Origin of the sequence: Nocardioides sp. CCNWLW216 (genome assembly GCF_037120545.1) — a bacterium.
GTDB lineage: Bacteria > Actinomycetota > Actinomycetes > Propionibacteriales > Nocardioidaceae > Nocardioides > Nocardioides lianchengensis.
The window spans coordinates 31905-57306 of sequence record NZ_JBBBBJ010000007.1 but is presented as its reverse complement, the minus strand read 5'-3'; the positions used below and the strand labels follow the sequence as shown (position 1 = coordinate 57306).

The following is a 25402-nucleotide window of genomic DNA, read 5'->3' as shown; positions in this document are numbered from 1 at the left end:
TCAGTCCAGCGCCGGCAGCTGCGCGCGGCCCCGGTCGACGAGCAGGAACGGCGTGTCGATGTCGGGCGTGCCCTCGCTGATCCGGGCCGGTGCGAAGGCGCCCTCGTCGCTGACGACCAGGTAGCGCGCGGCCCGGACCCGGAGCAGGTACGTCGGGTCGCCGCCACTGGACCGGCCCGCGTCGCGGAAGGCGAACAGCTGGTTGCGGTTCGCGGCGTCGCAGGCCGTCGCCCGCACGCGCTTGCGGGTCAGGGCCAGGCAGAGCGGCTTCCCGCCGCGGCGGACCTGGGCGGTCTGCAGCCAGAACCGCTGGCCGCGCACGCGCGTCGCGACGAACGTCGTACGACGTCCCCACCGCTCGGTCGAGCTCACCTGCCCGCGGCGGTCGACCGACAGGGCGAACTCCTGTCCCTCCGGGCTGAGGGTGATCTTCCGCTCCCCCGAGAACGGGTCGGGCGCCGCTGCCTGCGCAGCCGGGACCAGGGCGAGGGTCGCGGCCGCCACGGTGGCGGCCGCGAGGAGACGTCGGACGGGTCGGGTGAAGGTGCTCATGCCCGTGTGACCCGGACCTGAGCCGAAAAGTTGCGGGTCAGCCGCCCTGTTGGCGCTGCTGCAGCTTCTGCCGGCGGTTGTAGTCGCGCATCCGCTGCGGGATGCCGACGACCGCGGCGTCGTACGACGGCACCTGGTAGGTGTTGCAGAACTTGTGGGCCCAGGCCACCGACGGCACCCGGCGACGGGTCCACTCCCCGTCGTGCGCCACCAGCAGCAGTGTCACGTCGCTGACCGCGGTCCGTGGCTCGACGAACCCCTCGACGCCGCGTCGCTCGGTCACCCACTGGTGCAGGTGTGCCTCGTCGACCTTGTCTGCGGCGCGCACCTGCGTCGACCCGGTGCGGAAGCCGTCGCTGGCCGGCTTGCGCATGCGCGTGCCGCGACGGAAGCGGTCTGTCCAACCCATGGTGCCTAGTCTGCCCCGTCGCCCCAGGTCGCGCGGCCGGACCCGCGAACTGGACGGTGGACGGGGGTGCAAAGATAGGACTCGCGCTCCACGACAGACGGAAGGACGATGGTGGCCGACCCCGACGTACCCGGCGACTTCGACGTACTCGTGCTGGGTGCAGGATCCGGTGGCTACGCCTGTGCTCTTCGTGCCGCCCAGCTCGGCCTGCGGGTCGGTCTGGTCGAGAAGGGCCCGCTCGGCGGCACCTGCCTGCACGTCGGGTGCATCCCCACCAAGGCCCTGCTGCACGCCGCGGAGGTCGCCGACAGTGCCCGCGACTCCGCGCAGTTCGGCGTCCGCGCGACGTTCAACGGCATCGACATGGCGGCGGTCAACAGCTACAAGGACGGCGTGGTCGCGCGGCTCTTCAAGGGCCTCGCGGGGCTGATCAAGAGCCGCGGCATCACCGTCATCGAGGGCGAGGGCCGGATGACCGGCCCTCGCGAGGTCACCGTCGGCGGCGCGACGTACTCCGGGCGGCACCTCGTGCTCGCCTCCGGCTCCTACTCCCGCAGCCTGCCCGGCCTGGAGGTCGACGGCGAGCGGGTGATCACCTCCGAGCACGCGCTGCGCCTCGACCGGGTCCCGGCGTCGGTCGTGGTCCTGGGCGGTGGCGTGATCGGCTCCGAGTTCGCGAGCGTGTGGCGCAGCTTCGGCGCCGAGGTCACGATCGTCGAGGCGCTCCCCCGCCTGGTCGCCGCCGAAGACGAGGCGTCCTCGAAGGCCCTGGAGCGCGCGTTCCGCAAGCGCGGCATCGCGTTCCGCACCGGCACCTCCTTCCAGAGCGTGGCGCACACCGACACCGGTGTCGCGGTCACGGTCGAGGGGGGCGACGTGATCGAGGCGGAGCTGCTGCTCGTCGCTGTGGGACGCGGCCCGCGCACCGAGGGTCTCGGGTACGACGAGCAGGGGGTCGCGCTGGACCGCGGCTTCGTGCTCGCCGACGAGCGCTGCCGCACCAACCTGGACGGCGTGTTCGCCGTGGGCGACATCGTGCCGGGCCTCCAGCTCGCCCACCGCGGCTTCGCGCAGGGCATCTTCGTCGCCGAGGAGATCGCCGGGCTCGCCCCGCGGCCGATCGACGAGGCCGGCATCCCCCGGGTCACCTACTCCCACCCCGAGCTCGCCTCGGTCGGCCTCACCGAGGCCGCCGCGGCGGAGAAGTACGGCGCCGACGCGATCGAGACGCTCACCTACGACCTGGGCGGCAACGGCAAGAGCCAGATCCTCAAGACCCAGGGCTTCGTCAAGCTCGTACGCCGTACCGACGGCCCCGTCGTCGGGATCCATCTCGCCGGCGACCGGGTCGGCGAGCTGGTCGGCGAGGCCCAGCTGATCTACGGCTGGGAGGGGTACCCCGAGGACGTCGCCCCGCTCGTGCACGCCCATCCCACCCAGAACGAGGCTCTCGGCGAGGCGCACCTCGCTCTCGCCGGCAAGCCGCTGCACGCCCACTCCTGAGAAACCACCTCGAGAATCACCGAAGAGACGAAGGAACTCCATTGGCCACCGAAGTCAACCTCCCAGCCCTCGGGGAGTCCGTCACCGAAGGCACCGTCACCCGTTGGCTCAAGCAGGTCGGTGACACGGTCGCGGTCGACGAGCCGCTGCTGGAGGTCTCGACCGACAAGGTCGACACCGAGATCCCCTCCCCGGTCGCCGGCACCCTGCTCGAGATCAAGGCCGAGGAGGACGACACCGTCGAGGTCGGCGCGATCCTCGCCGTGATCGGCGACGAGGGCGAGTCCTCGGGCGATGCCTCCGACTCCGCCGAGCCCGAGGCCCAGCCGAAGGACGAGGAGCAGGCCGAGAAGAAGGCCGAGCAGGAGCAGGAGGTCGTCGAGGAGACGGGCGAGCTGCCCGCCGGCGACGAGACCCCCGAGGCCGACAAGGGCGCGGACGAGAAGCCCGCCGCCGAGACGAAGTCCGCCGGCGGCTCCGGCACCGCGGTGACCCTGCCCGCCCTGGGCGAGTCGGTCACCGAAGGCACCGTGACGCGCTGGCTGAAGTCGGTCGGCGACGAGGTCGCCGTCGACGAGCCGCTGCTGGAGGTCTCGACCGACAAGGTCGACACCGAGATCCCCTCGCCCGTCGCCGGCACCCTGCTGGAGATCAAGGCCGAGGAGGACGAGACGGTCGAGGTCGGTGCCGAGCTCGCGATCATCGGCGACGGGTCCGCTGCTCCCGCCGAGCCGGAGCCCGAGCCGGAGCCCGAGCCGGAGCCGGAGCCGGAGCCGGAGCCCGAGCCGGAGCCGGCCCCGAAGGCCGAGGAGCCCAAGCAGGAGCCCAAGCAGGAGCAGACCCCGCCGCCGGCCTCCGCGCCCGACGCCGCCCCGGTGACCCCGAGCCCGCAGACGCAGCCCGCGTCGGCCTCGACCACCGACAGCGCCGGCTACGTCACGCCGCTGGTGCGCAAGTTGGCCGGTCAGCACAACGTCGACCTGTCGTCGGTGTCCGGCACCGGAGTCGGCGGCCGGATCCGCAAGCAGGACGTCCTCGAGGCTGCCCGTGCGCAGGAGGCTCCGGCCGCCGCGCCCGCCGCCGCCGCGGCTGCCTCCTCCGCTCCGGCGGCGAAGGCTCCTTCGGTCTCGCCGTCGCCGCTGCGCGGCACGACCGAGAAGGTCAGCCGGCTGCGCAAGATCATCTCGGAGCGGATGGTGGGCTCGCTGCAGACCTCCGCCCAGCTGACCCAGGTGGTCGAGGTCGACGTCACGAACGTGGCCCGGCTGCGCGAGGCGAAGAAGGGCGAGTTCCTGGCCCGCGAGGGCGTGAAGCTCACGTACCTGCCGTTCTTCACCAAGGCGGCCATCGACACGCTGAAGGAGCACCCGAAGCTCAACGCGACGATCGACGTCGACGCGGGCGAGGTGACCTACTACGACCGCGAGAACGTCGCGTTCGCGGTGGACACCGAGAAGGGCCTGCTCACGCCGGTCGTCAAGGACGCGGGCGACCTGTCGATCGCCGGTCTGGCCAAGAAGATCGCCGACGTCGCCGAGCGCACGCGCACCAACAAGATCGGTCCGGACGAGCTCGGTGGCGGCACCTTCACCATCACCAACCTCGGCAGCTTCGGCGCCCTGTGGGACACCCCGATCATCAACCAGCCGCAGGTCGCCATCCTGGGCCCGGGCGCGGTCGTGAAGCGCCCGGTCGTGATCGACGACCCCAACCTGGGCGAGACGATCGCGGTGCGGCACATGGTCTACCTGGCCCTCACCTACGACCACCGCCTGGTCGACGGGGCCGACGCAGGTCGCTTCCTGCGGGATCTGAAGAAGCGGCTGGAGGCCGGCGTCTTCGACGTCTGACCTGCACCACCGGTCTCACTCTGGGCCGCGCAGCCTCCGGGCTGCGCGGCCCAGTTCTTCCTGGGCCTCGACCACGGCGACCCGCAGGCCCGCGACCGCACCCGGGTGCGGGAGTTCGCCGGCCCACGCCGGCTGCTCGACCTCGGCCGCCAGGTCGGCGAGCCGGGTCAGCCCGAGGTTGGCGGCACTCCCCCGCAGCGAGTGCGCGGCCCGGGCCACGTCGGCCGCCGCACCGGTCGCGACGGCTGCCTCGAGGGCATCGAGCGACTCGGCGGACGACAGCTCGAAGCGGTCCACCATCATCTGCACGATCTCGAGGTCGACGCCCTCGTCCTCCACCAGCGTCCGCAGCCGTACGACGGCGTCGCCGCTGTGCACCCAGCGGGCCAGGGTGCTGTCGAGCAGGGCCGGCACGACCGGCTTGGTCAGGAAGTCGTCCATGCCCGCCTCGCGGCAGCGCTCCCGCTCGGCCTCCGTCGCCGCGGCCGTCATGGCCACGATCGGGATCCGCGCGACGTCGCCGTCCAGCGCCCGGATCGCCCGGGTGGCGTCGAAGCCGTCCATGACCGGCATCTGGCAGTCCATCAGCACCGCGTCGAACCCGTCCGGGTCCTCGGTGAGGGTCGCGACCCCGGCCGCGCCGTTGTCGGCCAGCGCCAGGTCGTAGCCGAGCCGCCGCAGGATGCCCTCGGCCACCAGCTGGTTGACCGGGTTGTCCTCGACCACCAGCACCCGGCCGAGCGAGCCGGCCTCGACCACGTCGTCGGTGGGCGTCGGGTCCGCCTCCGGCAGCCCGCGGCCGGCCAGCGTGGCCAGGGTGTCGAGGAGCCGCGACGGGAAGACCGGCTTGGCGAGGTAGCCGTCGATCCCGGCGTCCGCGAGCCACTCGCTGGTCGGCTCGGTCGCCGAGGAGAGCAGGGCCAGGCGCAGCCCGTCGTACCGCTGCTCCTGGCGGATCGTCCGGGCGAGCTGCTCGCCGTCCATGCCCGGCATCATGTAGTCGAGCAGCCCCACGTCGTACGGCGCACCCGCGCGAGCGGCGGCGTCGAGCTCGACGAGGGCGTCGTACGGCGACGCGACCGTGTCGACCCGCACACCCCAGGCGGCGAGCTGCTCGGCCACGATGAACCGGTTGGTCTCGTTGTCGTCGACCACCAGGACCCGCAGGCCGTCGACGACCGGCGAGCGGGCCGGCTCCTCGACGCTGCCGTCGCCGCTGGGGGCGTCGAAGCGCGCCGTGAACCAGAAGGTGCTGCCGGCGCCGAGCTCGCTCTGCACGCCGATCCGGCCGCCCAGCGCGGACACGATCTGCTCGCTGATGGCCAGGCCGAGGCCGGTGCCGCCGTAGTCGCGGGTGGTGGAGCTGTCGGCCTGGGAGAAGGCGTCGAACAGGCGCCCCTGGACGTCCTGCTCGATGCCGATGCCGGTGTCTCGGACCTCCACGCGCAGGTCCGAGCCGCCGGTGCTGGTGGCCCGGACGACGACCTCGCCCTCGTGGGTGAACTTCACCGCGTTCGCGACCAGGTTGGTGATCACCTGGCCGAAGCGCACCGGGTCCCCGCGCACCAGGGCCGGCACGGACGCGGCACTGCTGACGACCAGCTCCAGCTCCCGGGCGCTGGCCCGCTCGGCCAGCAGGCTGACGCTCTGCTCGATCACCTGCCGCGGGTCGAAGTCGACCTCCTCGAGGTCGAGCCGGCCGGCCTCGATCTTGGACAGGTCGAGGATGTCGTTGACGAGCGACAGCAGCGCGCGCCCGGCCTGGTCGACGCCCTCGGCCAGGCGACGCTGGTGGGGCGTGAGCTCGGTGCGGCCGAGGAGCTCGCTGAGCCCGATCACGCCGTTGAGCGGGGTGCGGATCTCGTGGCTCATCGTGGCCAGGAACTCCGACTTCGCGCGGGACGCCTCCAGGGCCGCGTCGCGCGCCGCAGCCAGCTCGTTGGCGCTGGCCTCGCGCTCGCTGACATGGGAGAGCAGCGTGAGCATCTGCCCGAAGATGGCCAGCTCGGAAGGGCGCGGCGGCAACGCCGAGCGGCTGTCGGAGGTGACGACGCAGACCACCCGGCCGGCGTGCACGACCGGGCCGGAGGTGAGGTAGGTGCCGCGCGGTCCCTGCTCGGTCAGGACCCGCACGGACTCGACCGCCCGGGCACCGAGCGCCTGGGCGGCGGCGATCTCCTCGGGCCCGAACTCGTCCCAGCCGGTGTCGAAGTGCAGGAGCTCGCCGGAGCCGGGGACCGGGAAGGTGACCTGGACCGCCGGCCACTGGGTGTAGGGCCGGACCACCTCGTCGGAGGCCAACAGCGCCTCGGGCAGGGTGCGGGCCTCGTTGGCCGCCTGGGCCATCGCGCTGAGGAAGGCCAGGCCCTGCTCGGTCTCCTTGGCCTCGGTGACGTCCTGGACGGTCCCGCCGGAGCGGGCGACGGACCCGTCCGGGGCTCGGAGCACCCGGCCCCGGATCCGCAGCCACCGCGTCGGCAGGCCACGGGGCCGGTCGAGCCGCGCGTCGACGTCGACCGTGTCGCCGCCGGCCGCGACGGCCGCGGTCATCTCGTCGAAGAGCGGCTGGTCCTCGGGGTGCACGCGGGCCCGGAACGCCTCGGTCGACGGCGTCACGGACGGGTCGGTCTCCAGCACCCGGTAGAGCTCCGCGGACCAGCGCATCACGCCGTCCTCGCCGCGCTCCCAGCTGCCGAGCCGGGCGATGGACTGGGCCTCGGCCAGCTGCAGCTCGCCCCGGCGCAGCTCCTCGAGCATCCGGCGCTGGTCGCTGTGGTCGCGCACCCGGTGCAGCCAGCCACGACGTCGTCCCTCGCCGTCCAGCACGGGCGAGTGGCTGACCTGCGCCCAGAAGGTGCTGCCGTCGACCCGCACCAGCAGGCACTCCAGGTCGTCGCCGGCCGCCCCGTCGCGCAACCGCGCGAGGTGGCCGACCAGCTGGCCCCGACCCTCCTCGTCGAGGGCGTCGAAGGCCGAGAACCCGACGACCCGGTCACGGTCGAGCCCCATCATCGCGACGAACCGGTCGTTGGCCCAGATGGTCGATCCGGCGTCGTCGAGGACCCACAACCCGTCGGGAACGGCCTGCAGGATCCATGCGTCGAGCTCCCCCAAGCCCGTCGGCCCTTCCGGGCTTCCGAGGTGCATGGGGACATCATCGGCCATCGGGCCTTGGCTGTGGTGCGAACCTGGACGCATGCCGTCGCAGACCATCGTCATCGCCGGGGCCTCGGGCTTCCTGGGCCAGCACCTCACCGAGGCCCTGCGCGGCCGCGGGCACACCGTCACCACCCTGGTACGACGGGCCGCCTCCGGTCCGGGCGAGTCCACCTGGGACCCGTACGCCGGCCGCTACGACCGGCCGCTCCTCGAGGCCGCCGATGTGGTGGTCAACCTGGCCGGGACCCCGACCCTGGGCAACCCGCACTCCGAGAGGTGGGCCCGCGAGCTCCGGGAGAGCCGGGTGACGACCACGCGGGTGCTGGCCGAGGCCGTCGCCGCGGCCGGCGGGCGGGCGTCGTACCTGGCGGGGAACGGGATCTCCTACTACGGCGACCACGGCGACGCCGTCCTCACCGAGGCCTCCGACAGCCGGGGGCAGGCGCTGCTGACCCAGGTCACCCGCGAGTGGCAGGCGGCGGCCGAGCCGGCCGCGGAGGCCGGCGCCCGCCTGGTCGTGCTCCGCACCGCTCCGGTGATGGACCGGCGCAGCGCCCCGCTGAAGCAGCTCTCGCTCCTCTTCAAGGCCGGTCTGGGCGGCCGGCTGGGCTCGGGCAAGCAGCACATGGCGATGGTGTCGCTGGCCGACTGGGTCGGCGGGGTCGTCCACGCCGCCGAGCACGCGACGCTGGCCGGTCCGGTCAACCTCTGCTGCCCGGAGACGCCGACCAACGCGGAGTTCACCCGCACCCTGGCCCGGCTCGTGCACCGGCCCGCGTTCGCGGCCGTGCCCGGACCGCTGCTGGGCCTCGCGGCCGGCCCGATGGGCCCGGAGCTGCTGGGCTCGCTCAACGTGCGCCCCGCCGCGCTCGAGGCGGCCGGCTACTCGTTCGAGCACCGCGACGTCGAGGCGGTGCTCAGGGCCGGGCTGGCCTGACCTCGGCGACCCGCCACACCCCGGCGACCTGCTCGAGCACGATCCGGCGGGTGCTCCAGCCGTCCCGCGGCAGCGCCGCCCGGTTACGACGACCGACCGCCCGCCCACCGGCCAGCCGATCGGTCACCCGCAGCTCCCAGCGACCGCCGCCGGGCGCCGCGGCCCGCACGTCCAGCACCTGCATCCGCAGGCCCGTGACCCGCACCCCGCGCGCCGTCCACCGACGCAGCATCGCGACGTCCGCGCGCCCGGCCCGGCTGCCCGGCACGTAGAGCTCCGCCAGCCCGTCGGCGTCCCCGGCCGCCCAGGCCGCGGCGCGGCGCCGGTCCCAGTCGGCCAGCACCACGACCGCAGCGGTTCGCGGCTCGGCCGGCTCGGGAACGGCCGCCGCCACCCGCGGGGCGGGCCGTCGCGCGTCGACGACCGCGAGGGCCGACGCGCCGACCACCGCGGCCGCGAGCACGGCCAGGACGAGGAGCAGCAGGCGCGGCGCGGTCATGCGTCCGTTCCTACCGGCGCCGCGCGCGACCCGCGACCGCTCCTCCACAGGAGCGGCCCGCCGTCCTGCCACACTTCCGCCGTGCCCCGCCTCTCCCGCCGCGCCGTCCTACTCGGTGGCGGCACCGCCACGGTCGTCGTCGCGGCCGGGGCGACCGGCGTGCACCAGGGGATCCTCCCGGGCCGGGTCTGGGCCCAGGCCCACCTGGGGCTCAACGGCGAGCCCGGCGTGGTGCCGGACGCCGAGATCGTCCCACCCACCGTCGGCTCGTTCCGGTCGACGCACCGCGGCGGCGCCTCCACCTCCTGGTCCCTGCTGCGGCCCGCCGGCGTCCACGGCCCCCTGCCGCTGGTGGTCGCCCTGCACCCCCTCGGCGGCGACCACGCGCAGCCCTCCCGCGAGCTCGGCCTGTCCCAGTTCCTCACCGCGCACGTCGAGGAGGGCGGCACGCCGTACGCCGTCGCGACGGTGGACGGCGGCCGCGACTACTGGCACCCCCGGGCGTCCGGTGACGACACGTCGGCGATGGTCGTCGACGAGCTGCTCCCGATCCTCGCCGGCCAGGACGTCGGGACCGAGCGGATCGGGCTGCTCGGCTGGTCGATGGGAGGGTACGGCGTCCTGCGGCTCGCCGGGCTCCTCGGGCCAGCGCGGGTCACCGGCGTGGCCGCGGCGAGCCCCGCGCTGTGGACCGACGCCGACGACGCGTCCGGGACCGGCTTCGCCGACGCCGAGGAGTACGAGCGCTACTCCGTGATGGGCCGCCAGGCCGACCTGGCCGGCATCCCGGTGCGTCTCGACTGCGGGACGGGCGACCCGTTCTACCGCGCCACCGAGGAGTACGCCGAGGGCTTCCCCGACGACGCCGACGTGACCGCCACCTTCGAGCCGGGCGCCCACGACGGCGGCTACTGGCGCCGGGTCCTGCCGGACCAGCTGGACTTCCTCGGGCGTACGCTCGAGGGGTGAACTTCGAGGACGCCGGTCTCGTCGACTACCTCGCTGCCTGGGACCTGCAGCGCGAGGTGCACGCCCGGGTCGCCGACGGCGAGCAGCCCGACACGGTGCTGCTGCTGGAGCACCCGCCCGTCTTCACGGCCGGCAAGCGCACCCAGCCGCACGACCGGCCGCTCGACCCCCACGGCGCTCCCGTCCTCGACGTCGACCGCGGCGGCACCATCACCTTCCACGGCCCCGGCCAGCTGGTCGGCTACCCGATCGTCGCGCTGCCCGACCACGTCCTGGTCGTCGACTACGTGCGCCGGATCGAGGAGGCGCTGATCGCGGTCTGCGCCGACCTCGGTGTCACCGCCGCCCGGGTCCCGGGTCGCAGCGGCGTGTGGCTGCGGGCCGACGATCCGGCGACCGGCACCCGCCCCGAGCGGAAGATCGCCGCGCTCGGCATCCGGGTCAGCCGCGGCGTGACCATGCACGGCTTCTCCCTCAACTGCGACGTCGACCTCTCCTGGTTCGACCGGTTCGTGCCCTGCAGCATCGACGACGCCGGGGTCACCTCGCTCTCGGCCGAGCTCGGCCGCGACGTCACGGTCGCCGAGGTCCTCCCGTCCGTCCGACGCCACGTGGCCGAGCTGCTCGCGTGGGCGCCGTACGACGCGACGCCGGACTACGACCCCCGACCCGACCCTGCGAAGGGTCCGCGGATCGAGCTGTTGACGCCGTCCCCGCGCTGAGCCGGATCGGCGCCGGATGTACGCGGACCTCGATCTGTCCGGGTGGCACCCCGACTTCCGGTCGGCGGATGAGCAGCTCGGTCGGCACGCCGCCCGGCTTCGGGCGCTGGCCGGCGTCCCGGTCGTCGAGGCCTGGGGGATCTGGTGCCTGGAGTACGACGAGTGGTTCACCGACCTGCCCGTCGTCCTGCGCCTCGGTGACGGGTCCCACTCGAGCTGTGTTGGCTCTGAGCCCGCGAGCCCCCCAGCGGTCAGCTGTCCACCGTGGGGCGCGGCTCGTCGGTGGACCACGCACCGCCCCGTACGGCGCGCCCGCGGACCCGCCGGAGCGGCGGTGCCTCATCCACCCATCGGCCCGACGAATGGGTGCACAGCTCACCGCCGTCTCGGGCGTGCCGCGCTAGACCGGTGGGCGCGTCCGGCCGGGACGCAACCGATCGGCCTGGTTACATCGTCTGACCTTCGACCGGACGACCGCCGGTCGACGCCGACGAAGGGCAGCGCGTGACGGACCTGGTGATCGAGACCTCGGGACTCCGCAAGGAGTTCATCTCCCGCAGGAGCAAGCGCGTGGCCGTGCAGAGCCTCGACCTGGCCGTGCCGGCCGGCGGGGTGCACGGGTTCCTCGGGCCGAACGGCTCGGGCAAGACCACGACCATCCGGATGCTGCTCGGCCTGGCCCGGGCGACGCGGGGCGAGATGCGGCTCTTCGGCCAGCCGGTCCCCCAGCAGCTCCCGGACGTGATCGGCCGGGTCGGCGCGGTGGTGGAATCGCCGAAGTTCTCGCCGAACTTCTCCGGCCGCCAGAACCTCCAGCTGCTCGCGCGCTCGATCGGCGTCCCCGACAGCCGGGTCTCGACGGCCGTCGAGACCGTCGGGCTGACCGGTCGCGACCGCGACCGCTACAAGTCCTACTCGCTCGGCATGAAGCAGCGCCTCGCCATCGCGGCCACGCTGCTGAAGGAGCCGAGCCTGCTGATCCTCGACGAGCCGACCAACGGCCTCGACCCGGCCGGCATCCGCGAGATCCGCGACACCATCCGCACCCTGGGCGAGTCCGGCGTGACGGTGCTGCTGAGCTCGCACATCCTGGCCGAGGTGCAGCAGGTCTGCACCTCCGCGACGATCATCGGCAACGGCCGGCTGCTGGCCTCGGGCACCGTCGACGAGCTGCTGGGCGACGGGACGTCGTACCGCGTCGCCGTCCCCGACGCCGAGGCCGCCGCCTCCGCGCTCACCGCGGCCGGGCTGGTGAGCGCGTCCGACCCGGCGGGCGGCCTGCGGGTCGAGACCGACGACCCCGCCGCCGTCACCCGGACCCTGGCGGGAGCCGGGATCTGGCTCTCCGAGCTGACCCCGCTGCGGCCCGACCTCGAGACGTTCTTCCTCCAGCTCACGGCCGGGGACAACCTCGGCACCTCCGGGCAGGAGGAGGTCCGATGAGGTCCCTGATCCGCGTCGAGCTGACCCGGCTGCGCTGGCGCCGGGCCGTCCTGCTGCTCCTCGTCGCCTCGGTCGTGGTCCCGGCCGTCATCGCGATCGCGATGATCTGGGACACGCGGCCGCCGTCGGCCGACGAGCTCACCCGCATCGACGAGCTCGTCGCGCAGGAGCGGGAGTCGCCCGAGGTCCAGGAGCAGCTCCAGGACTGCCTGGACCACCCCGAGAACTGGGGCTTCGACCAGTCCACGACCGACCTCCAGACCCAGTGCGAGGAGTCGACGCTCCCCCAGCCCGAGTGGTTCGGCAGCTACACGCCCCTCGACCTGCGCGAGCAGCTGCAGTACGGCGACGGGCTCGGCGTCGTCACGGTGCTGACCCTCCTGCTGATGCTCGCCGGCACGACCTTCGTCGGGCACGACTGGGTCAGCGGCTCGATGAGCAACCAGCTGCTCTTCGAGCCGCGCCGCGGGCGGATCTGGGCGGCCAAGGGCCTGGTGGTCACCCTCGTCTCGCTCGTCGTCTCCGTGGTGGTGTCCTCGGCGTACTGGCTGACCCTCTGGCTCGTCGCCCGCTCGCGCGACCTGGGGTCCAGCAGCGACCTGCTCGGCGACTGCCTGGAGTTCGGGCTGCGCGGCGCCCTCTTCGCCACGGCGGCGGCCCTCGCGGGCTTCGCCCTCACCATGCTGTTCCGCAGCACGGTCGCGACGATCGGCGTGCTGTTCGCGCTGTCGGTCGGCGGTGGGCTGCTGATCGCCCTGCTCGGGCTGGACGGCCAGTGGCAGCCCGGTCCCAACCTGGAGGCGATCGTCAAGAACGGGACGACCTACTGGGACTACGACACCGAACGGACGCTCTCGGCCCTGCACGGCGCCGTCTACTACGGCGTCCTGGTCGTCGGCACCGCCGTCGCCTCCGTGGCGTCGTTCCGCCGCCGCGACGTGCCGTGACGACTCAGAGCGCCGCCTGCGTGTAGGCGTAGGTCCCCGAGAAGTAGGTGTCCCCGACGATCGTCGGCGACCAGGCCACGAAGAACCCGAACTTGGTCGGGGCGGCCGCGGTGTGGCTCGCCGGACCCAGGAAGGGGTTCGCGGCGCCCTGCGGGTAGATGCACAGCGTGTCGACCGGCGCGGTCGGCACGTGAACGGTGCCCGCGCACGTCTCCCCCGGCGTCACCCCGTCGACGTAGACGGTCCCCGGCGCCGAGCTGCCCGGGATGGGGAAGCTGGCGACCGCCCGCCAGTCGCTCCCCGCGGCCGGCGTGTGGAAGTCGCCACCGACGTATCCCCGCACCGTCTCGCCGGCCTCGAGGGTGGTCAGCGCGGACCGTCCGGGCTCACCCTGCAGACCCGGGAGGCCGGGCTCGCCCGGTGCTCCGGCCGCGCCGGGGACGCCCCGGAGGCCCTGCGGGCCGCGCGCCCCCGCGGGGACCTGGCCGGTCTTGAAGTCCTTCCTCAGCAGCGACCCGTTCTTCACCTGCTTGGAGGTCACCGAGTTCTTGGGCAGCTGCACGGCGGCGTACGACGTCCCGCCCAGCGCGACGAACAGCGCCAGGAAGGCGACGGCGTTGGTGCGGACGAAGCCCATCAGCGTTCTCATGCCGCGAACCTAGGGAGTCCGACGCCGACCGCGGGATGGCCCGAAGGGGCCAGAGATTCTCAGGACCGGGAGCGGTAGTGCTCCTCCATCGCCGGGTAGTAGTCGCGGTCGAAGTCGATCGCGGCGACGTCGCCGCCGGTCTCGGCGGCGACCAGGCGGTCGAGGTAGTACTCCCAGCCGGGACCGACGCTCCCGGCCTGGGCGGGATCGATGCCCGGCTGGCTGAAGGTCAGCGTGGTGACGCCGTCCGACTCCGCGAGCTCGAGGTCGAGCGACCAGGCGTCCTCGCCGTGGGTCGAGACGCGCAGCGTGCGCGGCGGGTCGCACTCCCGGATCTCGACGTCGTCCGCGGTGACGTCCTTGCCCTCCGCCGTCATCCGGAACGCCACGACGCCGGAGGCCGGGTCGCCCGTGAAGGTGCCGATCCAGCGCTCCAGCCGACCGCGCTCGGTCACCGCGGCCCACACGTCCTCGATCGGCGCCGCGAAGGTCCGGGTGATCACCAGCCGGGGACGGCCGCCCTCGTGCTCGATGCGACCGGTCGGCGGGCGGGTCATGCGCTCTCCTCCTGGGTGGGGGTCCGAGTGGGGCGCCGGCCGGGGCTCGCCCGGCGCTCGCGGACGGTACGGCGGACCTCGGTCTCGAGGGCGTCCAGGGCGTTCGCGGTCAGCGGTCCCGGCGTCAGCGCCCGGAGCAGCTCGTGCACCGGCGCCAGTGCCTCCGGCCGCAGCGCGTAGTGCCGCTCCCGGCCTCGCTCGCTCGCGGCGATCAGGCCGGCTTCGCTCAGCACCCGCAGGTGCTTGCTGACCGCCGGGCGGGAGACGTCGTACGACGCCGCGAGGTCGACGACCCGCGCCGGACCGGCCGCCAGCCGCGCGAGCAGGGACCGGCGTACCGGGTCGGCCAGGGCGGCGAAGACGTCCACGGCCGAACGGTAACCCACTGGTTACCGATGCGTCGACCTTCCCGACTCCGGCCGGCCGCGACCCCCGGCGTACAGTTGGTGAACGTGACGCAAGCCCCCGCTTCCTCCGACGGTCTCGCCCAGGGTCGCAAGCTCCTGCGCCTCGAGGTCCGCAACGCCGAGACCCCGATCGAGCGCAAGCCGGAGTGGATCAAGACCCGCGCCAAGATGGGCCCGGAGTACACCGAGCTGATGGGCCTGGTGAAGTCCGAGGGGCTGCACACGGTCTGCCAGGAGGCCGGCTGCCCCAACATCTTCGAGTGCTGGGAGGACCGTGAGGCGACCTTCCTCATCGGGGGCGACCAGTGCACGCGGCGCTGCGACTTCTGCCAGATCGACACCGGAAAGCCGCAGCCGCTCGACCGCGACGAGCCCCGCCGGGTCGCCGAGTCCGTGCAGAAGATGGAGCTGAAGTACGCCACCATCACCGGCGTCGCCCGCGACGACCTGGCCGACGGCGGTGCCTGGCTGTACGCCGAGACGGTCCGCGCGATCCACGAGCTCAACCCCGGCACCGGCGTCGAGAACCTGATCCCCGACTTCAACGGCAAGCCCGACCTGCTGGCGGAGGTCTTCGAGTCGCGGCCCGAGGTGCTCGCCCACAACGTCGAGACGGTGCCGCGGATCTTCAAGCGGATCCGCCCGGCCTTCCGCTACGAGCGCTCCCTCGACGTGATCACCCAGGCCCGCGCGTTCGGGCTGGTGACCAAGTCCAACCTGATCCTGGGCATGGGCGAGACCCGCGAGGAGGTCTCCCAGGCGCTGCGCGACCTGCACGAGGCGGGCTGCGACCTGATCACGATCACCCAGTACCTCCGCCCCTCGGTGCGACACCACCCGGTCGAGCGCTGGGTCAAGCCGCAGGAGTTCGTGGAGCTGCAGGCCGAGGCGACGGAGATCGGCTTCGCCGGCGCGCTGTCCGGCCCGCTCGTGCGTTCGTCGTACCGCGCCGGACGGCTGTACCGTCAGGCCATCGAGGCGCGCTCCGGCGCGACCGCCTGAGACCCCGCCCCGCCCAGCAGATAGGCAGCAGCACCGCATGGCCAACCCGAACCCCGCCGCCGACATGAGCCGGCGGCAGCAGTTCGTCGAGACCTACCGTCTCACCAAGAAGACCGATCCCCGCATCGGCCTGGTGCTGCTCGGCACCTTCCTGGTCTCCGGGGCCCTCGGCTTCGCGATCTTCTGGCTGCTGCCCGGCTCTGGCGTCATCGCCTGGATCATGTCGATCGTCGGCGCGCTGCTGCTCGGCCTGCTGGCCACGATGATCCTGTTCGGCCGGCGCGCCCAGAACTCGGCGTACTCCCAGATGGAGGGTCAGCCCGGCGCGGCCGCGGCCGCGCTCCGGATGCTCCGCCGCGGCTGGGTCACCGAGCCCGCGATCGCGTTCAACCGCCAGCAGGACGTCGTGCACCGTCTGGTCGGCCCTCCCGGCATCGTCCTGATCGGTGAGGGCAACCCCACCCGGGTCCGGCAGCTCCTCACCGCCGAGCGCCGCAAGCACGAGCGGGTCGTGGTCGACGCGCCGATCCACGACATCGTCTGCGGTCGCGGCGAGGGCGAGGTGCCGCTGCCCAAGCTGGTGCGGCACGTCCAGAAGCTCGGCCGTCAGGTCAAGGGCCCCGAGATCACCGACATCCTCAACCGCCTGAAGGCGATCGACGCCCGCCGCGGCACCATCCCGCTGCCGAAGGGCCCGGTGCCGACCAGCATGAAGGGCATGCGCGGCAACCTGCGCGGCCGCTGACGGATCAGCCGGCGGCGAGTCCGCCGGCGCCCGGGAACTCCGTCACCTGGTCGGCGGGCGGCGCCTCGATGTCGACGTCCTGACCCCAGTCGCTGAAGTCCATGGTGACCGAGCCGAGGCTCTCGCCGAGATCGACCGACATCCGGCGGAACGACCCGTCGTCGGTGGCGAAGAGCATCCGGTAGGTGATGGTCGGGGCCATCGACTCGGTGCCCGGCGCCCCGGAGGGCAGGCCCTGGCTCTCCAGGACCTTGGCCGCGTCCACGGTCACGGCGTACGCATCGGCGGCGTCTCCGTCGACGTCCTCCTCGCCCTCGTAGACCACCGACTCCAGGGCCTCGCCGAAGCTCTCGAACATGGCCTTCGGGTCGAGCTGGCCGGTCAGCGACTGCCCCAGCGGGTTGTCGGGGTCGCTGAGGTCGATGGTGAAGAACTTGTCGTCGGCGCCCATGCCGGGGATCTTCATGAACATCGCGCCGTCGACGATGCGCATCTCCACGCCGGCCGCCGGCATCCCGGCGCCCTTCATGGTCAGCGCCATCTCGGCGGGGTTGGTGGAGTAGTCGGCCACGCCCTCGGCGCTCATCTCCCCCGTCGCGAGGGACATCGCCATCGACATCCGCGAGGTCCCGCCGGCGAAGGCGTCCTCGAACAGCTTCACGAACTCGGCCGGCTCGATCTCGTCGCCCTCGGCCGCGCCGTCCACGACGTCGTCGGCCGGCTCCCCCAGCTCGGGCACCTCCGGCGCGTCCGCGCTCTCGTCGGGCAGGTCCGGCGTCGAGACGCCGGCACTGTCGCTGACCACCCCCGGACCGGGGTCCCCGTCCGAGCAGGCGGCCAGGGTGGTGAGGGCGAGCGGGAGGACTGCGGCAGCGGCGAGCCGCCGGGCCGGGAGGGTACGACGCGACACGGGCGTCCTTTCGACGGGAGTAGCCGGGGAGGTAGCCGGAGGATGACCGGCGCAGGGGGGTCCGAAACCGGTCGGGGCGTCCTGGTTGAGGAGCACTCTCACCGGCCGGCGAGCCGGCGCCAGGTCTGCAGGTCGACGGTGGCCGAGCCGGCCAGGATGTCGTGCAGCCCGCGGCCGTCCGGACGGTAGACCAGCGGCGGGATCACCAGGGCGATCAGCACCGAGCGCATCAACGCCTGGAGCAGCCCGATCGGCCGCGGGTCGCCGTCCACGCGTACGACGCGCAGCCGGGTGGCCAGCTTGCCGAAGGACCCGCCCACGAGCGCGGTCAGCAGCGCGGACTCGACGACGTACACCCCGAGGACGAGGAACGACCCGCGACTGCCGGTCTCGAAGTAGGCGTCCTGGATGATCAGGATGACGACCAGCGTCGACGCGAGCCAGTCGACGAGCAGGGCCACCACGCGGCGCGCCCAGCTGGCGGTCTCGAAGGTCGGCGACGTCACGCCGATCAGGGTAGTGGGGCCTGCCGTCCGCGCTCGGTCCGGCATACCTGTTACCTGGGTGAAACAACCCGGCAATGGCCCCGACATGACCGCTGCGTTAGGTTCGTCGCACCGGCCGGCGCATCGTGGCACCGGCCTCCACCGCTGACTTTGCCGGCTGGGGCCCCTCCGCCGCAGCCAAGGAGGATGAATGTTCCAGAACAGCGAGGAGCTGCTCAAGTACATCAAGGACGAGGGCGTCGAGATGGTCGACGTCCGCTTCTGCGACCTGCCGGGTGTCATGCAGCACTTCACCGTGCCGGTCTCGTCCTTCGACCAGTCGGTCTTCGACGACGGGCTGGGCTTCGACGGTTCGTCGATCCGCGGCTTCCAGGCGATCAACGAGTCCGACATGTCGCTGTTCCCGGACCCGACCACGGCGTACATCGACCCGTTCCGCAAGTCGAAGACGCTGAACCTGAACTTCTTCATCCACGACCCGATCACGGGCGAGGCCTACTCCCGCGACCCGCGCAACATCGCGCGCAAGGCGCTGGCCTACCTGGAGACCACCGGCATCGCGGACACGGCGTTCTTCGCCCCCGAGGCCGAGTTCTACATCTTCGACAACGTCCGGTACTCCACCGGCGTCAACGAGGGCTACTACCACATCGACTCCGTCGAGGGCTGGTGGAACTCCGGCAAGGAGTCGGACACCGAGGCCAACCTCGGCTACAAGACCCGCCTCAAGGGCGGCTACTTCCCCGTCGAGCCCTACGACCACTACAGCGACCTGCGCGCCGACATGGTCAAGAACCTGGAGGCGTCCGGCCTCCTCGTCGAGCGGGCCCACCACGAGGTCGGCACCGCCGGCCAGGCGGAGATCAACTACCGCTTCGACACGCTGCTCAAGGCTGCGGACGACGTGATGAAGTTCAAGTACATCATCAAGAACACCGCCTGGGAGCAGGGCAAGTCGGTCACCTTCATGCCGAAGCCCATCTTCGGCGACAACGGCTCGGGCATGCACGTGCACCAGTCGCTGTGGAAGGGCGGCGAGCCGCTCTTCTACGACGAGACCGGGTACGGCGGCCTCTCCGAGACCGCCCGCCACTACATCGGCGGCATCCTCAAGCACGCCCCGTCGCTGCTGGCCTTCACCAACCCGACGGTGAACTCCTACCACCGTCTGGTGCCGGGCTTCGAGGCGCCGATCTCGCTCGTCTACTCCTCGCGCAACCGCTCCGCCTCGGTCCGGATCCCGATCACGGGCTCCAACCCGAAGGCCAAGCGCGTCGAGACCCGGTTCCCGGACCCGTCGGCCAACCCCTACCTCGCCTTCGCGGCTCTGATGCTCGCCGGCCTCGACGGCGTCAAGAACAAGACGGAGCCCGCCGCGCCGATCGACAAGGACATCTACGAGCTCCCGCCGGACGAGATGGCCGAGATCGACCAGGTCCCGACCTCCCTGGGCGCCGTCCTCGACGCCCTCGAGGCCGACCACGAGTACCTGACCCAGGGCAACGTGTTCACCCCGGACCTGATCGAGACCTGGATCGACTTCAAGCGCACCCAGGAGATCGCGCCCGTGCAGCTGCGGCCGCACCCGCACGAGTTCGAGCTGTACTACGACATCTAAAAGCGGGGTTGTCCTGACCTGCGCATAGTCGCCTAGAACAGCGGCTGACCTGCGGAAACGTCTTCCAACGTTTTCTACGGTCAGCCGCTGTTTCTCGTTGCCTTGAGTACCCAATGCGCCCCAGGCGCCACATAGAGGTGACCGCATGATGCTTTGAACACGCAAGCTGCTCAGCGCGTCGCGCAGTCGAATGTCTCCGGCTATCGGGACGATGACGGTCATGGCAGAGAGCATGCTCGACGGCGTCAGCAGATGGCTCGAGGCGAGCCGCAGAACGCTCGAGCTGCGTATCGCGCGCGAGTTCAAGCGGCAAGGAGCAACGACTGTCGAGCCGTCATTCAACTACGCCGACCCTCTGACGGCTGGAGAACGCGAGGGCGATGTCCTTAAGCACTTGCCGCCTCGCGTTTCCGCAGGTCAGCGCCTTGCGCGCCCACGATCGCCGTAATTCCGAACCCGCTTCGGCCGGATACCCCGGGCCTATATCACAGCGTGCCTGACCTACGTTTCCGCATTGCGAAGAGGGCGACACCAGCGGACTCGACATCCTCACCGCCAAGACCGGGTCTCGCGTCCTGCTCATCGGCAGCTCCCTCCGTCCCGACCTCACGGCCAAAGGCTTGGCGCACGGCGTCGACGGGTTCGTCGACATCACCGCGCCTATCGACGAGGTCGCGACCGCTCTCGAATCGGCCGTCACCGGATGGTCTGACGGCGACGCCGGGTCCGAGCCGGTAGTCGGGTCCAGCCAAGTTGCACGCCTCGACCTGATGGCAGGGGACGTCGGCCTGTCCGAGCGGGAACACCAGGTACTGGGACTGATCGCCCAGGGTTGCACGAACAGGGAGATCGCCGAGCAGCTGTTCATCGGCGTGAACACGGTCAAGACGAACATCCGCAGCATCTACTCCAAGATCGGTGCCACGAACAGGGCGACCGCAGTCGCGTAGGCCATCGAGCACGGCCTCCCCACCCGATGACATCCCCACCCCACAGGGTGGGACTCGAAGGCACATCTCGGGGACACCGGATGGACGTCGCTACCTGCAGCGGATGAAGCTCATCCGACTCAGGTGACGCCGCACCCCGGCCTGCCAGCGCGGCATGGTCGAGGTGCGCCTCTCAGGCTCGACCGAGAAACAAGCGGACGGATGCAGGAACATGCGGGAGAGGATGGACAAGTCGCGAGAGCGGTAGCAACGTAGAGGCCCCGAGAATCGTCCAGGGGACCGCTCGGGTTCCGCGACCACTGCGGAGAAGGGTGCACCGAATGACCAACGTCTCCTACGACGCGATGAGTCGTCGCCTCCGGATCGAGGGAACTTGCACGACTGCCGACCTTCATCTCGTGAAGGATGCCGTGTGCGCGTTTCAACCCCTGGCAGGCGACATGATCATTGACCTCACGGCCTCGACCCACCTCTCGGGCGAGGTCGCAGACTTCCTTGTCCGGACGCAGACACAGGCCAAGAGCCGCGGAAAGCACGTAGTACTTCTCCGGCGACTCGACGGACCGGTCGATCGCGCCCTCACGGCAGCCGTTGGCGAGGTCGGTCGTTCGCACTCGGGGGCGCCAGGCGCCGCTCCCTGATCTGAGGTCGCTCAGAGCTGCCGGTCCAGGTACCAGAGGATCGCCTGCGCCCTCGTGTGGACGCCCATCTTCCGGTATGCCCTGCGCAGGTGGGTCTTGACGGTATTGATGCCGATGAACAGGTCCCGTCCGATCTCGGCGTTGCTCATCCCCGCCGCCAGACGTGCGATCACCTCGAGCTCTCGTCCGTTCAGCACGTTCGTGGCGCCCTGGGGGAACGGCAGTACGGCTCGGGGACTCTGGGCATCAGGCTCACGCACCACCGACAGGACGACCTTGAACAGCTCGTCCACGGAGCTGTTGAGGGGAAGCGTGCCTACGAGGTTGGCGGCCCGTGCACGACCCGCCAGATGTGTACTCGGGTCGTGCACGATCCCGACGACTTTCGCACTCGTACGAGCCAGATAGGGCAGGTCGTCGCTGCTCGGATCCACCAGCCCTGCGAGGTCGTAGAGGACCACGTCCGGCTCGGCGGCGTCTCCGGCACCAGGAGACCTCTCGAGCACCTGAACCTCTGGTCGCTGCTCCAGGATGGCCCTGAGACCGAAGCGAACCACCTGGTATCGGCTCACCACCGCAACACGTACCGGACTCACCCTCCTTCTCTACCCGGGTACAAGACGGCGATCAACCCTCAATGCCGTGATCATTGGTCCCCAGCCCGCCCCTCAGACGTCACCTGTCCAGGATCGGACAAGGCGGTCGGTCTGCCGCCGGGGATGTCGTAGCTATTGACCGTCACCCGGAGAGGTGGTTCTTGGGCCCACGGCGTTTCCGGCTCGCGGCGCGGGGCACGCGAGAGCTATGACGACGCATGCCTCGGGAACCGCCGTCCGGCTCTCCGACAGGGAGCGAAGCGAGCGCACCAGGGAGCTGTTCGCCTGCGTGGCCGAGGCAGCTCCCGATCGACGTCAGCACCTCCTGAACGAGATCGTCGAGATCAACCTGCGGGTCGCTCACGCCATCGCTCGGCGTTTCGAGGGACGTGGCATCGCCCTCGACGACCTGGAGCAGGTCGCGGCCATGTCACTCGTCCGCGCGGCGAGCAAGTTCTCGCTCAGCCACGAACGTGACTTCCTTTCGTACGCCGTGCCGACGATCTCCGGCGAGCTGAAGCGATACTTCCGCGACCACGGCTGGATGATCCGTCCACCCCGCCGCATCCAGGAGGCCCAGTCCAACGTCTTGCGACTGCACCACACCGGCCACCAGGACGGCACGCCTATGACTCCCGCGGAGATCGCCGCGGACCTCGACATCCCGGTCGAGACCGTGCACGAGGCCCTGCGCGCCGAGGGCCTCTTCCAACCTGCCTCCCTCGACCGCCCGGTGCACGGCGAGACGGACGAGCCGGGCATGACCTTGGGCGACATGCTCGCCGAGGACGAGGACGACCATGACGTCTCCGAGGCACGCCTGCTGCTGCGGCCCGTGCTCCGCCAGCTCTCGGAGCGCGATCGACGGATCTTGGCCCTGCGATTCCTGGAGGACCAGACCCAGTCCGAGATCGGCGACGAGATCGGACTCTCACAGATGCAGGTCTCCCGGCATCTCAGCCGCATCCTTCGGGACGCACGCCGCGAGATCGGTGAGGATGCCTGGCACCGGTGACGCGCCACCCTGGCGGGTGAGTCACCCGCCACCGGGCCGGGGTACCCGATCGACATGGTTGCCGTTCTCGTCCTGCTCGTGCTGCTGTTCGGGCCCGCCCTGGGGTACGCGCTGATCGTGGGGCATCGCCGGCAGACCTCATCGATGCTGGCGGTGGAGTCCGTGGTCGACGACGAGGTGCAGGGGGCCGGGTCGTGAGGTCGTCGTGGCCGCTGGCGGGTGCTGCGGCGGCGATCGGAGCCGTGGCGACCCACGATCTGCTGCAACGCCGACACGCGATCCTCCGCAACTTCCCGGTCCTGGGTCACGCACGGTTCCTGCTGGAGGCCATCGGCCCGGAGCTGCGGCAGTACATCGTGGCCGCCAACGACGAGGAGCGTCCTTTCAGCCGAGACCAACGCCGCTGGGTCTACGCCTCCTCGAAGCTGCAGAACAACTACTTCGGGTTCGGCACCGACAACGACCTCGAGCACAGCGACGGCAACGTCGTCGTCCACCACCGCACGTTCAGTAGGTCCTACCCCACCCACGGGGTCGTGGGCCAAGTAGCCGCCCTTCCGGCTGCCAAGGTCCTCGGCGGCCCGCGTGGCCGGCGCCACGCCTTCCGCCCCGACTCGGTGGTCAACATCTCTGGGATGAGCTTCGGCTCCTTGTCCGGCAACGCCATCGAGGCTCTCAACCGGGGTGCAGCCTCGGCCGGGGTCCTGCACAACACCGGCGAAGGCGCAGTGTCCCCCCATCACCGGCACGGTGGCGAGCTCGTGTTCCAGGTCGGTACCGCCTACTTCGGCTGCCGCGACGAGCAGGGACGGTTCGACCTCGGCCGGCTGAAGGACCTCGTCGCCGGCGCACCCGTCCGAGCGATCGAGATCAAGCTCAGCCAAGGCGCCAAGCCCGGCCTCGGTGGGGTGCTGCCGGCCGAGAAGGTCTCGCGAGAGATCGCGGACACGCGCGGCGTGCCGATCGGGGTCGACTGTCTGAGCCCTTCGCGACATTCGGAGTTCGACGACGTCGACTCGCTCCTCGACTTCATCGAGCTGATCGCGGACGAGACCGGACTGCCGGTCGGCATCAAGTCCGCGGTCGGCGACCTGGGCTTCTGGCGCGACCTGACCGACACCATGGCGAGCGAGAGCCGGGGGGTCGACTTCGTGACCATCGACGGCGGCGAAGGGGGCACCGGCGCCTCACCCCTCGTCTTCACCGACTCCGTCGCCCTTCCCTTCCGCCTCGGCTTCGCCCGGGTGTACGCCGAGTTCGCCCGCCGCGGACTGCACGAGGACGTCACCTTCATCGGGGCAGGCAAGCTCGGCCTGCCTGACAACGCCCTCGTCGCCTTCGCCCTCGGTGCCGATCTGGTCAACGTCGGCCGGGAGGCCATGTTCGCCGTCGGCTGCGTCCAGGCCCAGAAATGTCACACCGGAGGCTGCCCCACGGGCGTGGCGACCCAGAACCCCTGGCTCACACGCGGACTCGACCCCGTCTCCAAGGCCGATCGGGTCGCCAACTACCTCAAGACCCTGCGCCGCGACCTGCTGAAGGTCTCCGAGACCTGCGGCGTCGAGCACCCCAGTCTCATCGGACCCGTCGACATCGAGGTCCTCTCCACCCTCTCCGAGGGTCGTCTCCTCCACGACGTATACGGCTACGAGCCCGGGTGGAGTCTTCCGTCTGTCGACGACCGCCGGTCGATCATCGAGATCATGAGCCGTACCGAGGAGCCCGAGAGCCGCACCGAGGGCCCGCCCGAGACCTCCGAGACCGGACCGCCCGCTCGTGAGGCCGCGGGGTCGGGTGGGCTCGACGCCAGCGGGATCTGAGTGGTCGGCCTGCGATGAAGGAACTGGATCTCGGACGACGTCATGCGCTCGTGGTCGTCGACATGCAGCGCGACTTCTTCAACGACAGCGAGCTGGCACGATGCCGTGACGACCTCGTCGCGGCCTGCAACCGGCTCATCGACGCCGCACTCGACATCGGAGCACCGGTCTTCGACGTGCGGACCGTGCATCGGGCGGACCGTTCGACCTGGTCGCTGAACATGCACGAGGACGGTGCCGGCATGACCGTCGAGGGCACCGCCGGGGTCGAGCGGGTGGCTGGGCTCCATGAGGGGACCGAGATCATCCACAAGACCCGAGACAGTGCGTTCCACCGCACCGCGCTCGCCGACCGGCTCCGAGAGCTCGGCTCCGACATCGTCCTGCTCTGCGGCGTCTCGACCGAGTCGTGCATCGCCGCCACCGCCACCGACGCCTACGCCCACGACCTCCGAGTCATCCACGTCGCCGACGCGGAGGCCTCGATCGACTGGAACCTGCACGAGCGGACGCTCGCGCTGCTCCACGATCAGTACCGCCAGCCCCGCGCGTCCACCGACGAGGTGCTCGCATCCCTGACGGGTGCCGCCGGTGCTCCTCGATGTCCGTGAGCTGCCGACGCAACGTCGGGCCGGTACGCCAACGGTCTCGAGGCCCGTCGGCATGTGATACCCCTCCCCCCCCCACGTCTGCGCAGGCAGTCCGGCCACCGCGCACGGTGAAGCCTCCGTACCCCGGCAACTTGAGCACGAACAGGGCACGCGCTCGGAGTACTCGCTGATCGACGCGCATCTCTAAAGGTCAGCGGGCTGTGACCAGGCAGGCGACCACATGCCCCGAACCCGCCAGATCCGATACTTCCTACGGGCACACGAAAAGAGCCCCTGGCCTGCGTTTCCGCAGGTCAGAGGCCCTTCGTTTCCCCGGCGGCAGATGAAGGATTCGAACCCTCGAAGGCTACGCCGGCGAGTGGTTCGTCGTCTGCGACGGCCCCGA

The 25402-nt window shown here is 71.4% G+C and carries 25 protein-coding genes; 15 read left to right on the top strand and 10 right to left on the bottom strand.

Annotated features, from left to right (window positions below; genetic code table 11):
* Complete coding sequence (locus V7S47_RS16515; RefSeq protein WP_336562602.1) at positions 1-552, bottom strand: hypothetical protein; 552 nt, start codon at positions 550-552, stop codon at positions 1-3.
* A gap of 37 nt (positions 553-589) precedes the next feature.
* Complete coding sequence (locus V7S47_RS16510; RefSeq protein WP_336562601.1) at positions 590-961, bottom strand: hypothetical protein; 372 nt, start codon at positions 959-961, stop codon at positions 590-592.
* A gap of 108 nt (positions 962-1069) precedes the next feature.
* Between V7S47_RS16510 and lpdA the strand changes: the two genes are divergently transcribed.
* Together lpdA and sucB are read left to right on the top strand one after the other, a co-directional pair.
* Positions 1070-2464, top strand: coding sequence for a dihydrolipoyl dehydrogenase (gene lpdA, locus V7S47_RS16505; protein WP_336562600.1), 1395 nt, complete (start codon positions 1070-1072; stop codon positions 2462-2464).
* A 41-nt stretch (positions 2465-2505) separates the two neighbouring features.
* Complete coding sequence (gene sucB / locus V7S47_RS16500) at positions 2506-4314, top strand: 2-oxoglutarate dehydrogenase, E2 component, dihydrolipoamide succinyltransferase (RefSeq protein ID WP_336562599.1); 1809 nt, start codon at positions 2506-2508, stop codon at positions 4312-4314.
* A gap of 15 nt (positions 4315-4329) precedes the next feature.
* Here the strand turns inward: sucB and V7S47_RS16495 are convergent, their stop codons facing one another.
* A complete protein-coding gene (locus V7S47_RS16495; protein ID WP_336562598.1) occupies positions 4330-7461 on the bottom strand; it encodes a response regulator in 3132 nt (1043 codons plus the stop codon).
* Positions 7462-7510: 49 nt separating this feature from the next.
* Between V7S47_RS16495 and V7S47_RS16490 the strand changes: the two genes are divergently transcribed.
* A complete protein-coding gene (locus V7S47_RS16490) occupies positions 7511-8410 on the top strand; it encodes a TIGR01777 family oxidoreductase (RefSeq protein WP_336562597.1) in 900 nt (299 codons plus the stop codon).
* Here the strand turns inward: V7S47_RS16490 and V7S47_RS16485 are convergent.
* A complete protein-coding gene (locus tag V7S47_RS16485; protein ID WP_336562596.1) occupies positions 8391-8909 on the bottom strand; it encodes a hypothetical protein in 519 nt (172 codons plus the stop codon). The two genes, V7S47_RS16490 and V7S47_RS16485, sit on opposite strands and share 20 nt — an antisense overlap.
* A gap of 81 nt (positions 8910-8990) precedes the next feature.
* Here V7S47_RS16485 and V7S47_RS16480 point away from each other — a divergent pair, with 81 nt between their 5' ends.
* From V7S47_RS16480 to V7S47_RS16465, 4 genes are all read left to right on the top strand, one after another.
* Positions 8991-9878, top strand: coding sequence for an alpha/beta hydrolase (locus V7S47_RS16480; protein ID WP_336562595.1), 888 nt, complete (start codon positions 8991-8993; stop codon positions 9876-9878).
* Positions 9875-10600, top strand: a complete 726-nt coding sequence (gene lipB, locus V7S47_RS16475) for a lipoyl(octanoyl) transferase LipB (RefSeq protein WP_336562594.1) — start codon at positions 9875-9877, stop codon at positions 10598-10600. The genes V7S47_RS16480 and lipB overlap by 4 nt, the downstream gene beginning before the upstream one ends.
* A gap of 504 nt (positions 10601-11104) precedes the next feature.
* Entirely contained in the window at positions 11105-12043 is a 939-nt protein-coding gene (locus V7S47_RS16470) for an ABC transporter ATP-binding protein (RefSeq protein ID WP_336562593.1), read from the top strand.
* Positions 12040-12990 (top strand): hypothetical protein, encoded by a 951-nt coding sequence (locus V7S47_RS16465; RefSeq protein ID WP_336562592.1) that lies wholly within the window; start codon positions 12040-12042, stop codon positions 12988-12990. Before V7S47_RS16470 ends, V7S47_RS16465 begins: the two co-directional genes overlap by 4 nt.
* 4 nt (positions 12991-12994) lie before the next feature.
* Here the strand turns inward: V7S47_RS16465 and V7S47_RS16460 are convergent, their stop codons facing one another.
* The 3 genes from V7S47_RS16460 to V7S47_RS16450 are packed head-to-tail and all read right to left on the bottom strand — an operon-like array spanning position 12995 to position 14564.
* Positions 12995-13639, bottom strand: a complete 645-nt coding sequence (locus tag V7S47_RS16460) for a collagen-like triple helix repeat-containing protein (protein ID WP_336562591.1) — start codon at positions 13637-13639, stop codon at positions 12995-12997.
* A 59-nt stretch (positions 13640-13698) separates the two neighbouring features.
* Entirely contained in the window at positions 13699-14196 is a 498-nt protein-coding gene (locus V7S47_RS16455) for an SRPBCC family protein (protein ID WP_336562590.1), read from the bottom strand.
* Positions 14193-14564: an ArsR/SmtB family transcription factor gene (locus V7S47_RS16450; RefSeq protein ID WP_336562589.1), complete on the bottom strand. Its 372-nt coding sequence runs from the start codon at positions 14562-14564 to the stop codon at positions 14193-14195. The genes V7S47_RS16455 and V7S47_RS16450 overlap by 4 nt, the downstream gene beginning before the upstream one ends.
* A gap of 84 nt (positions 14565-14648) precedes the next feature.
* On the opposite strand from V7S47_RS16450, the gene lipA reads away from it, so the two are divergent.
* The gene (gene lipA, locus V7S47_RS16445; protein WP_090860214.1) at positions 14649-15605 is read left to right on the top strand and encodes a lipoyl synthase; all 957 of its coding nucleotides are present in this window, start codon (positions 14649-14651) and stop codon (positions 15603-15605) included.
* A 37-nt stretch (positions 15606-15642) separates the two neighbouring features.
* Positions 15643-16350, top strand: coding sequence for a DUF4191 domain-containing protein (locus tag V7S47_RS16440; protein ID WP_336562588.1), 708 nt, complete (start codon positions 15643-15645; stop codon positions 16348-16350).
* A 4-nt stretch (positions 16351-16354) separates the two neighbouring features.
* Here V7S47_RS16440 and V7S47_RS16435 read toward each other — a convergent pair whose 3' ends face one another.
* Positions 16355-17260: a hypothetical protein gene (locus V7S47_RS16435; protein WP_336562587.1), complete on the bottom strand. Its 906-nt coding sequence runs from the start codon at positions 17258-17260 to the stop codon at positions 16355-16357.
* A 98-nt stretch (positions 17261-17358) separates the two neighbouring features.
* Positions 17359-17766, bottom strand: coding sequence for an RDD family protein (locus V7S47_RS16430; RefSeq protein ID WP_244509504.1), 408 nt, complete (start codon positions 17764-17766; stop codon positions 17359-17361).
* A gap of 190 nt (positions 17767-17956) precedes the next feature.
* Here V7S47_RS16430 and glnA point away from each other — a divergent pair, with 190 nt between their 5' ends.
* Positions 17957-19384, top strand: coding sequence for a type I glutamate--ammonia ligase (gene glnA / locus V7S47_RS16425; RefSeq protein ID WP_090860183.1), 1428 nt, complete (start codon positions 17957-17959; stop codon positions 19382-19384).
* Positions 19385-20004: 620 nt separating this feature from the next.
* The gene (locus V7S47_RS16420; RefSeq protein ID WP_336562586.1) at positions 20005-20334 is read left to right on the top strand and encodes a LuxR C-terminal-related transcriptional regulator; all 330 of its coding nucleotides are present in this window, start codon (positions 20005-20007) and stop codon (positions 20332-20334) included.
* Between the two features lie 652 nt (positions 20335-20986).
* Here V7S47_RS16420 and V7S47_RS16415 read toward each other — a convergent pair.
* Positions 20987-21571: a response regulator transcription factor gene (locus V7S47_RS16415; RefSeq protein WP_336562585.1), complete on the bottom strand. Its 585-nt coding sequence runs from the start codon at positions 21569-21571 to the stop codon at positions 20987-20989.
* Between the two features lie 208 nt (positions 21572-21779).
* Here V7S47_RS16415 and V7S47_RS16410 point away from each other — a divergent pair, with 208 nt between their 5' ends.
* Genes V7S47_RS16410 through V7S47_RS16395 form a run of 4 tightly spaced genes read left to right on the top strand, consistent with a single transcriptional unit; the run spans position 21780 to position 25017 of the window.
* On the top strand, positions 21780-22586 hold the full coding sequence (locus tag V7S47_RS16410; RefSeq protein ID WP_336562584.1) for a sigma-70 family RNA polymerase sigma factor: 807 nt from the start codon (positions 21780-21782) through the stop codon (positions 22584-22586).
* Between the two features lie 54 nt (positions 22587-22640).
* Positions 22641-22784 (top strand): hypothetical protein, encoded by a 144-nt coding sequence (locus V7S47_RS16405; RefSeq protein WP_336562583.1) that lies wholly within the window; start codon positions 22641-22643, stop codon positions 22782-22784.
* Between the two features lie 44 nt (positions 22785-22828).
* Positions 22829-24406 carry an FMN-binding glutamate synthase family protein gene (locus V7S47_RS16400; RefSeq protein WP_336562582.1) on the top strand — a complete coding sequence of 526 codons (1578 nt, stop codon included), beginning with the start codon at positions 22829-22831 and terminating at the stop codon, positions 24404-24406.
* Positions 24407-24420: 14 nt separating this feature from the next.
* Positions 24421-25017: a cysteine hydrolase family protein gene (locus tag V7S47_RS16395; protein WP_336562581.1), complete on the top strand. Its 597-nt coding sequence runs from the start codon at positions 24421-24423 to the stop codon at positions 25015-25017.
* The last annotated feature ends 385 nt before the right edge of the window (positions 25018-25402 follow it).

Coding starts and splice junctions, on each gene's coding strand:
- V7S47_RS16465 (WP_336562592.1), top strand. CDS start 12,040: ATGAGGTCCCTGATCCGCGTCGAGCTGACCCGGCTGCGCTGGCGCCGG.
- V7S47_RS16410 (WP_336562584.1), top strand. CDS start 21,780: ATGACGACGCATGCCTCGGGAACCGCCGTCCGGCTCTCCGACAGGGAG.
- V7S47_RS16495 (WP_336562598.1), bottom strand. CDS start 7,461: ATGCACCTCGGAAGCCCGGAAGGGCCGACGGGCTTGGGGGAGCTCGAC.
- V7S47_RS16395 (WP_336562581.1), top strand. CDS start 24,421: ATGAAGGAACTGGATCTCGGACGACGTCATGCGCTCGTGGTCGTCGAC.
- V7S47_RS16455 (WP_336562590.1), bottom strand. CDS start 14,196: ATGACCCGCCCGCCGACCGGTCGCATCGAGCACGAGGGCGGCCGTCCC.
- V7S47_RS16510 (WP_336562601.1), bottom strand. CDS start 961: ATGGGTTGGACAGACCGCTTCCGTCGCGGCACGCGCATGCGCAAGCCG.
- lpdA (WP_336562600.1), top strand. CDS start 1,070: ATGGTGGCCGACCCCGACGTACCCGGCGACTTCGACGTACTCGTGCTG.
- V7S47_RS16490 (WP_336562597.1), top strand. CDS start 7,511: ATGCCGTCGCAGACCATCGTCATCGCCGGGGCCTCGGGCTTCCTGGGC.
- glnA (WP_090860183.1), top strand. CDS start 17,957: ATGTTCCAGAACAGCGAGGAGCTGCTCAAGTACATCAAGGACGAGGGC.
- V7S47_RS16460 (WP_336562591.1), bottom strand. CDS start 13,639: ATGAGAACGCTGATGGGCTTCGTCCGCACCAACGCCGTCGCCTTCCTG.
- V7S47_RS16405 (WP_336562583.1), top strand. CDS start 22,641: ATGGTTGCCGTTCTCGTCCTGCTCGTGCTGCTGTTCGGGCCCGCCCTG.
- V7S47_RS16485 (WP_336562596.1), bottom strand. CDS start 8,909: ATGACCGCGCCGCGCCTGCTGCTCCTCGTCCTGGCCGTGCTCGCGGCC.
- V7S47_RS16515 (WP_336562602.1), bottom strand. CDS start 552: ATGAGCACCTTCACCCGACCCGTCCGACGTCTCCTCGCGGCCGCCACC.
- V7S47_RS16440 (WP_336562588.1), top strand. CDS start 15,643: ATGGCCAACCCGAACCCCGCCGCCGACATGAGCCGGCGGCAGCAGTTC.